A 7386-nucleotide genomic window follows, 5' to 3' on the forward strand; every position below is an offset into this window, starting at 1 on the left:
GCTACCTGCGCAGTCTCTACCCGCCCGAGATCCGTATCGCGATCGTGCTCGATAACTTCTCCCCGCACCTGACCACGAAGAAGGACACCCGGGTCGGCGACTGGGCCGCAGCCAGCAACGTCGAGTTCGCCTACACGCCGACCAACAGTTCCTGGCTGAACCGCATCGAAGCCCAGTTCACCGCCCTGCGCTACTTCGCACTCGACGGCACCGACCACGCCAGCCACAAGGAGCAGGGCAGCATGATCCGCCGATACATCATCTGGCGGAACCAGCACGCGGCCGACGAACGCCTACGCGAGATCGTGAACAGGGCAAACGTTGCTTGATGCGGCACTAGTCTCCCCGCCCGGTCTCCCCACCCCGGCCCCCAACCCCGATCGACCCAACCGCACACTCCAGACGCACATACCCCGCTCGCCCGGGGCACACTGACTGCATGTCCAGTCGTCGCAGGCTCTGCCCCGAGTGCCGTCGCGAGATCGCCGTCGTCGCCGGCCGCTTCGCCCGGCACGACCCGCCCGGAGCGCGTGAGAGGGGCCAGCTCGTCTCATGCCCGGGCTCCCGCCGGCAGGCGGAAATCGGAGCCGCACAGCCGTCGTTGGACGGGTACGCAGTCCCCGTCGTACCCGGCCAGCTGCCCCTGTTCTGACGCCCGTCGTACCCGGCCGACCGCCCCTCCACTGACGTGCCCTGCCGTGCCGTGCGCCTACGCCCCCGCCCGCACGTCCATCCGCGTGACCAGTCCGTCCTCCCCGAACCCGAACCCGTAAACGTGCTTCACCGCCTCGGCGGACCCGCCCGGCCGCAGCCCCTCCAGCCGTACGAGGGGATGCCTCGCCGCGAACTGCCGTGCCCAGTACGCCCGTACCGCCTCAGGGCCGTGCAGCCGGCCGCCGTCCAGCATGTTCGGCAAGTCCACGTCCGGAGACAGGCAGTGCGGTACGAAGGCGTCCCGCTCGTCCGTGGCGAAGACCTCGTACATCCGCCGCAGCAGGGCCTCCCGCGCGGCCGGTCCCCCCCTCGGGGGCCATCCTCAGTTGCCCGCCACCGACTTCACCGCCACCGACACCGGCGTGGAACCGCTGATCAGTTCCAGCGTCAGCCCGGCCGTAGCGGGCGTGTCCAGCAACTCCGCCAGTACGGCGGCCACGTCGTCGCGCGGGATCGGGCCACGGCCGGTGTGCGCCTCCAGGCGGACGAGGCCCTTGCCGGGGTCGTCCGTGAGTGCGCCGGGGCGCAGAATCGTCCAGTCCAAGGCGTCCAGGCCACTCACATAGGCGTCGGCCTCGCCCTTGGCGCGCAGGTATACGTCGAAGATCTCGTCGCCCTCGTGCCGCGGATCCGCGCCCATGGAGGACACGATCACGAAGCGCCGCACGCCCGCCCGGACCGCCGCGTCCGCGAACAGCACCGCGGCGGCCTTGTCCACGGAGTTCTTGCGGGATGCGCCGCTGCCCGGGCCCGCGCCCGCCGCGAAGACGGCCGCGTCCGCGCCCCGCAGAGCAGCCACGACCTCCTCGGCCGACGCCGACTCCAGGTCCAGGACGACCGGTTCGGCACCGGCGTCCCGCAGATCGTCGCTCTGTTCCGGGCGGCGGATGATCCCCGCGACCTCGTCCCCGCGCGCGGCGAGCAGCCGCTCCAGCCGCAGCGCGATCTGACCATGACCACCAGCGATGACAATGCGCATGCCTTCGACCGTACGCCGGAACGTCGGCGAACGCCGCGTCAGGGGAGTGGGGAGGGGTGGGGCCGGGGGCGCACACGGGACACAAGTCCCGCCGCATCCGTGCCCGGACCCCCTACGACGCCCTTCCGCCTACGGCACGTCCCCCCGCCCCTGCCGAGGCAGCCCCAACTCCGCGGCCGCCGCCGAGTTGCAGTACTCCCGTACCGCGCTCGTCCGTGCCACCACGCGCCCCCTGTGCACCACGATCCGGCTGTACGCCAGGGAGAGCGCGCCGGCCAAACGGTCGCCGCGTACCGCGAGCAGTTCGGCCGGGAAGCCGGCCTCCACGCGGACTTCGGGCAACCCGAGTACGGCTCGTGCCGAGGTGCTCACCGCGTCGTAGGCGTCTTCCGGCCGCAGGCCGTACCGGGAGGCGAGCAGGTACGCGGCCTCCAGGGGGTCCCCGCGGCCCACCGGGTTGCAGGCGTCCCGCAGCGCGCCGCTGCCGGCGGCCACCCGGACCCCGGCCGCGCGCAGCAGCCGCACCGGGGCCGTGCCCCTCCCGTCCACGCCCGCGCAGCCGCCTTGCGGGAGGCACACCACGGCGACTCCGGCCGCCGCGAGCTGGTCGGCGGTGCGGGAGACCACGTCCGCGGGGAGCCGGTCGAGACCCGCGCAGGGGCCGAGGGTCACGCCGGGCCGCAGCCCCCCGGCCATGGCGCCGAGGCGGGCGAGCCGGGCTGGGTCGGTGGCGTCGGTGTGCAGGTCCACGGGGCAGCCGTGCTCCGAGGCGACCTCCAGGACCGCCTCCGCGTAACCGGTCGGATCGGGGTCGAGATCCGGACAGCCGCCCACCACCGAGGCACCCATCTTCAGCGCGTCCCGCAACATCGCGAGCCCTTCCGCCCCGGCCACCCCGGTCAGCACCCGGGGCATCGCCACGGCCGTCAACTCGGCGAGCCCGCGCAGCGACCGCCGCGCCTGGAGTACGGCGGCCAGTGCGCCCAGCCCCTGGACGTCGCCCACGCGTACGTGTGCCCGGAGCGCGGTCGCCCCGTGCCCGAGCTGCAGCAGAGCGGCCTCCGTGGCCCGGCGCTGCACGTCCTGGGGATCGGGGGAGACCGGCCCCTCGGCGTCGGCCGACAGCGCGGTGTCGCCGTGGGCGTGCGGCTCGGCCGGGGCCGGCAGGAGCAGATAGCCGCTGAGATCCACACGCGCGCCGCACGCGCGCGTGCCGCCCCCGGCCAGACTCCCGGCCGTACCGACCGCCTCGATGCGCCCGCCGCCCAGCCGTACGTCCACGGTCCTGCCGTCGGTGAGCCGTGCCCCGCACAACAGGAGGCCGGCGCCCTCGGACCGGCCCGACGACACCGCACCCGATGACGCCGCACCCGACGACGCGGCACCCGACGACGCCGCACCTGACGAGGACGAGGACGAGCACGAGGACGAGGACGAGGACGAGGAGTGGGGCGGCTGCGGCTGGCTGTCGGGCATCGCGCTCCAGGGGCTCGGGGGCTGCGCAAGCCCGGAACCACCGGAACCGCGCAAGAGGACGCAAGATCACGCAGAGTGAGTCGAGCCTAGGGTGGCGGTGCGCCCGCGACGGGGAGGAGCGCAATAGTCGTACCGGTGTGGTCCGCCGTACCGGAGGGGCTGTCGAGGCCTGCGGGAACCCCGTGGATCAAGGCGCTCAGGGCGGCGCGAAACGGATTTGGGCGAACGGCGGCGGAGCGTGTAATGTCTTCATCGCTCGCCCCAATAGCTCAGTCGGCAGAGCGTCTCCATGGTAAGGAGAAGGTCTACGGTTCGATTCCGTATTGGGGCTCTGGTGTGTGAGGTTCTCGTCGCGAGACGGGAATGGATCGCATCTCAGCGGTGTAGCTCAGTCGGTAGAGCAAGCGGCTCATAATCGCTGTGTCACCGGTTCAAGTCCGGTCACCGCTACAGACAGTAGCCGATTGTGGGGTCGGTCCTTCGATCGGCTACTCTTCTATGCGTTAATCGTCCCATCCGTTCGTCAAGGAGCACTCCTGTGGCTGCCACCGACGTCCGCCCGAAGATCACGCTGGCCTGCGTGGAGTGCAAGGAGCGGAACTACATCACCAAGAAGAACCGGCGTAACAACCCGGACCGACTGGAGATGAAGAAGCACTGCCCGCGTTGCAACGCGCACACCGCGCACCGCGAAACGCGATAAATCAGGCTCGTACACGAGGCCGTCCCCGAGAGATCGGGGGCGGCCTCGCGTCGTTGAGCAACCCCGTACCGGTCAGTAGAGCAACCAGGAGGTATCGAGCCCATGGCGCTCGACCAGTCCTTCGTGGGGCGGACCTACCCGCCCACCGACCCCTACGAGGTGGGCCGGGAGAAGATCCGCGAGTTCGCCGAGGCGGTGGGGGACTCCAACCCCGCGTACACGGACCCGGAGGCCGCCAAGGCGCTCGGTCACCCTGACGTGATCGCCCCGCCGACTTTCGTGTTCTCGATCACGTTCAGGGCGGCGGGACAGGTCGTGCAGGACCCGCAGCTCGGCCTGGACTACAGCCGCGTGGTGCATGGCGATCAGAAGTTCGCCTACGTCCGACCCGTGCGCGCCGGTGACCGGCTGACCGTCACCTCCACCATCGAGGCCATCAAGTCCATGGCCGGCAACGACATCCTGGACATCCGCGGCGAGGTCCACGACGAGGCCGGCGAGCACGTCGTGACCGCCTGGACGAAGCTCGTCGCCCGCGCGGCAGAGGAGGCGTGAAGCAGCAGATGACGGCGAAGATCTCCTACTCCGACGTCGAGGTCGGCACCGAGCTGCCGGCCCGGACCTTCCCGGTGACCCGCGCCGGCCTCGTCCAGTACGCGGGTGCCTCCGGTGACTTCAATCCCATCCACTGGAACGAGAAGTTCGCCAAGGAGGTCGGGCTCCCGGACGTCATCGCGCACGGCATGTTCACCATGGCCGAGGCGATCCGTGTGGTCACCGACTGGACCGGCGACCCGGGAGCGGTCGTCGAGTACGGCGTCCGCTTCACCAAGCCCGTCGTCGTCCCGAACGACGACCAGGGCGCCACGATCGAGGTCAGCGCCAAGGTCGCCGCCAAGCTCGACGACAACACGGTCCGCGTGGACCTCACGGTGACCAGTGCCGGGCAGAAGGTGCTGGGGATGTCGCGGGCGGTCGTACGACTGGCCTGAGGCGGGCATGAAGACCGGCCTGAAGGCTGGGCCGACTGTTCCAGGTAAGGGGCGCCCGCCATGGTGGGGCGCCCCTTACCGACGTCATGGGGTTCCGCGCTTGCAAAGTTAGTGATTGAGTACTAACTTAGTCGCATGGCCAGGATGAGTGCAGAAGAGAGGCGCGAGAGCGTCATCCGTGCGGCGACGATCGAGTTCGCCCGCGGCGGCTATCACGGCACGTCGACCGAGGTCATCGCCAGGCGTGTCGGGGTCTCGCAGCCGTATCTCTTCCGGCTCTTCCCGGGCAAGAAGGCGATCTTCCTGGCGGTGGCCGAGCGCTGCCTGGAGGACACCATCCGCACCTTCGAGGAGGCGTCGAAGGGCTTGGAGGGCGAAGACGCCCTGCATGCCATGGCGGACGCGTACGCCCGGGTCATCACGGAGCGGCCCGAGTGGCTGCTGATGCAGATGCAGATGTACGTCGCGGTGGGGGCCGCCCAGCAGGAGGGCGACCACGAGTTCGGCGAGGCGGTGCGAGCGGGCTGGATGCGGCTGTGGGACACCGTCCACCTGCCGCTCGGCGCCGATGCCGGCGAGACGACGACCTTCCTGGCGCACGGCATGCTCATCAACTGCCTGGTGGCGATGGGCTTCCCGCCCGAGCACAGGGTCTGGGAGGGGTTGTATCCGTCGGCGCGCCTCAAGGGCCGGCTGGAGCACTAGACATTCAGGAACCGGCGTCATCGGCGGCGCCTTTCCATGATCGAGAAACTTAGTAATCAATAACTAATCACCGGTCACCAACCCGCTGGGGGAGCGATGTCACAGCAAGCGCACCAACCGCAAGCAGCACCGACCGCACGTCGCGGGGGAGCCGCCTGGGCCCTCGTCATCACCAGCGTCGCCGGATTCATGGCGGCCCTCGACAACCTCGTCGTCACCACCGCCCTGCCCTCCATCCGCGACGACCTCGGCGGAGCGCTGCACGACCTCGAATGGACCGTCAGCGCCTACACGCTCACCTTCGCGGTCCTGCTGATGACCGGCGCCGCACTGGGCGACCGATTCGGCCGCCGACGTCTCTTCCTCACGGGCCTCACGATCTTCACCGGCGCCTCGGCGGCCGCGGCCCTGGCCCCCGGCATCGACTCCCTCATCGCCGCCCGCGCGGTCCAGGGCGTGGGCGCGGCGATCATGATGCCCCTCACGCTCACCCTCCTCACGGCGGCCGTGCCCGCCGCCAGGCGCGGGATGGCCTACGGCATCTGGGGCGCCGTCAACGGACTCGCGGTGGCCTCCGGACCCCTCATCGGCGGCAGCCTCACCGAACACATCTCCTGGCAGTGGATCTTCTGGCTGAACGTCCCGCTTGGCGTCGCCCTGCTGCCCCTCGCCCGCCTGCGCCTGGCCGAGTCCCACGGCACCGGCGCGCGCCTCGACATCCCCGGCACGCTGCTCGCCAGCGGCGGTCTCTTCGGCATCGTGTACGGCCTGGTCCGTGGCCCGTCCGACGGCTGGACCGACTCCGTGGTCCTGCTGGCCCTGTTCGCCGGAGCCGCGCTGCTCGCCGCCTTCGTCCTCTACAGCACGCGGGCCAAGAACCCGATGCTGCCCATGCGGCTGTTCCGCTCCCGGGCCTTCTCCGGCATCAACGCGGCGAGCCTGCTGATGTTCCTCGGGATGTTCGGCTCGATCTTCCTGCTCAGCCAGTACATGCAGGGCGTCCTCGGCTACTCGCCCACCGAGGCGGGCCTGCGGATGCTGCCCTGGACCGGCATGCCGATGCTCGTCGCGCCGATCGCCGGGATCCTCTCCGACCGCATCGGGGGCCGGCCGGTGGTGGCCACGGGTCTCTTCTTCCAGGCGGCGGGTCTCGCGTACATGGCGTCCGTGGTCACCGTCGACGCGTCCTACTCCGCGCAGCTCCCCGGTCTCATCCTCAGCGGCATAGGCATGGCACTGTTCTTCGCTCCCGCGTCCAACCTGGTCATGTCGAGCGTGCTGCCGAAGGAGCAGGGCATCGCGTCCGGGGCCAACAACGCGCTGCGCGAGGTGGGCGGGGCGCTGGGAATCGCCGTCATGGCGTCGATCTTCTCCTCGCAGGGCGGATACGACAGCGGCCAGTCCTTCGTGGACGGACTGCGTCCGGCCCTGGTCACCGGAGCGGCCGTGGTGGCGCTCGCCGGGGTTGCGGCTCTGCTGATTCCCTCGCGGAAGCGGGTCGTGGCGACGGAGGCGTCCGACGAGGCGCGAGCGCTGGAGACGGTGGGTGCCTGAACCTTGTTGGAACGGTCCGTCCGAGAGGGCGGACCGTTTCTGCCGTGCGGGGTGCCGCACGGGGTTGTGGGGCGGCCACGGGCGCGTGGGGGGCTGATCGCGCAGTTCCCCACGCCCCTGGGTGGGTGCAGTCACCGGCGCCACGACGGGCCGTTGGCCGCGTACGGCGGCAAGGGGACGGGGTGGGGGGTGTCCGCCCGCAGCGGCCGGCGTCCGTCACCGAGCCCTACTCAAGGGACCGAGCCGCCGGACCGAGGACGGAT

At 70.7% G+C, this 7386-nt stretch carries 11 protein-coding genes and 2 tRNA genes; 10 read left to right on the forward strand and 3 right to left on the reverse strand.

The window, feature by feature from the left end:
* Both H293_RS0148440 and H293_RS56910 read left to right on the forward strand, forming a co-directional pair.
* A partial coding sequence (locus tag H293_RS0148440) for a transposase (RefSeq protein WP_020123520.1) occupies positions 1 to 329 on the forward strand: 329 nt, incomplete at its 5' end.
* A 110-nt stretch (positions 330 to 439) separates the two neighbouring features.
* Complete coding sequence (locus H293_RS56910) at positions 440 to 652, forward strand: hypothetical protein (RefSeq protein WP_078612962.1); 213 nt, start codon at positions 440 to 442, stop codon at positions 650 to 652.
* A 57-nt stretch (positions 653 to 709) separates the two neighbouring features.
* On the opposite strand, the gene H293_RS0148445 is transcribed toward H293_RS56910, so the two are convergent.
* From H293_RS0148445 to H293_RS0148455, 3 genes are all read right to left on the reverse strand, one after another.
* Positions 710 to 985 carry a nuclear transport factor 2-like protein gene (locus H293_RS0148445; protein WP_020124954.1) on the reverse strand — a complete coding sequence of 92 codons (276 nt, stop codon included), beginning with the start codon at positions 983 to 985 and terminating at the stop codon, positions 710 to 712.
* A 51-nt stretch (positions 986 to 1036) separates the two neighbouring features.
* Complete coding sequence (locus tag H293_RS0148450) at positions 1037 to 1693, reverse strand: NAD(P)H-binding protein (protein WP_020124955.1); 657 nt, start codon at positions 1691 to 1693, stop codon at positions 1037 to 1039.
* Between the two features lie 129 nt (positions 1694 to 1822).
* Positions 1823 to 3043 carry an amidohydrolase family protein gene (locus H293_RS0148455; RefSeq protein WP_051138292.1) on the reverse strand — a complete coding sequence of 407 codons (1221 nt, stop codon included), beginning with the start codon at positions 3041 to 3043 and terminating at the stop codon, positions 1823 to 1825.
* Here H293_RS0148455 and H293_RS61255 point away from each other — a divergent pair.
* The 8 genes from H293_RS61255 (at position 2946) to H293_RS0148490 (ending at position 7123) form a co-directional block, all read left to right on the forward strand.
* Complete coding sequence (locus tag H293_RS61255; RefSeq protein WP_259294751.1) at positions 2946 to 3248, forward strand: hypothetical protein; 303 nt, start codon at positions 2946 to 2948, stop codon at positions 3246 to 3248. The two genes, H293_RS0148455 and H293_RS61255, sit on opposite strands and share 98 nt — an antisense overlap.
* 179 nt (positions 3249 to 3427) lie before the next feature.
* Positions 3428 to 3500: transfer RNA gene (locus H293_RS0148460), tRNA-Thr, on the forward strand.
* A 46-nt stretch (positions 3501 to 3546) separates the two neighbouring features.
* Positions 3547 to 3619, forward strand: a tRNA-Met gene (locus H293_RS0148465).
* An 88-nt stretch (positions 3620 to 3707) separates the two neighbouring features.
* Positions 3708 to 3872: a 50S ribosomal protein L33 gene (rpmG, locus tag H293_RS0148470; RefSeq protein ID WP_003948671.1), complete on the forward strand. Its 165-nt coding sequence runs from the start codon at positions 3708 to 3710 to the stop codon at positions 3870 to 3872.
* 102 nt (positions 3873 to 3974) lie between these two features.
* Positions 3975 to 4427 (forward strand): MaoC family dehydratase N-terminal domain-containing protein, encoded by a 453-nt coding sequence (locus tag H293_RS0148475; RefSeq protein ID WP_020124958.1) that lies wholly within the window; start codon positions 3975 to 3977, stop codon positions 4425 to 4427.
* An 8-nt stretch (positions 4428 to 4435) separates the two neighbouring features.
* On the forward strand, positions 4436 to 4864 hold the full coding sequence (locus H293_RS0148480) for a MaoC family dehydratase (protein WP_028808876.1): 429 nt from the start codon (positions 4436 to 4438) through the stop codon (positions 4862 to 4864).
* A gap of 135 nt (positions 4865 to 4999) precedes the next feature.
* Positions 5000 to 5569, forward strand: coding sequence for a TetR/AcrR family transcriptional regulator (locus H293_RS0148485; protein WP_020124960.1), 570 nt, complete (start codon positions 5000 to 5002; stop codon positions 5567 to 5569).
* A 96-nt stretch (positions 5570 to 5665) separates the two neighbouring features.
* Positions 5666 to 7123: an MFS transporter gene (locus H293_RS0148490; protein WP_028808877.1), complete on the forward strand. Its 1458-nt coding sequence runs from the start codon at positions 5666 to 5668 to the stop codon at positions 7121 to 7123.
* Positions 7124 to 7386 lie beyond the last annotated feature (263 nt).

Origin of the sequence: Streptomyces canus 299MFChir4.1, from assembly GCF_000383615.1 — a bacterium.
Taxonomy (GTDB): Bacteria; Actinomycetota; Actinomycetes; order Streptomycetales; family Streptomycetaceae; genus Streptomyces; species Streptomyces canus_C.

Bases quoted from the DNA above. Each gene is read 5' to 3' on its own strand.
- H293_RS0148450 (WP_020124955.1), bottom strand. From the start codon at position 1,693: ATGCGCATTGTCATCGCTGGTGGTCATGGTCAGATCGCGCTGCGGCTG.
- H293_RS0148490 (WP_028808877.1), top strand. From the start codon at position 5,666: ATGTCACAGCAAGCGCACCAACCGCAAGCAGCACCGACCGCACGTCGC.
- H293_RS0148445 (WP_020124954.1), bottom strand. From the start codon at position 985: ATGTACGAGGTCTTCGCCACGGACGAGCGGGACGCCTTCGTACCGCAC.
- H293_RS56910 (WP_078612962.1), top strand. From the start codon at position 440: ATGTCCAGTCGTCGCAGGCTCTGCCCCGAGTGCCGTCGCGAGATCGCC.
- H293_RS61255 (WP_259294751.1), top strand. From the start codon at position 2,946: ATGCGCCCGCCGCCCAGCCGTACGTCCACGGTCCTGCCGTCGGTGAGC.
- H293_RS0148475 (WP_020124958.1), top strand. From the start codon at position 3,975: ATGGCGCTCGACCAGTCCTTCGTGGGGCGGACCTACCCGCCCACCGAC.
- H293_RS0148480 (WP_028808876.1), top strand. From the start codon at position 4,436: ATGACGGCGAAGATCTCCTACTCCGACGTCGAGGTCGGCACCGAGCTG.
- H293_RS0148485 (WP_020124960.1), top strand. From the start codon at position 5,000: ATGGCCAGGATGAGTGCAGAAGAGAGGCGCGAGAGCGTCATCCGTGCG.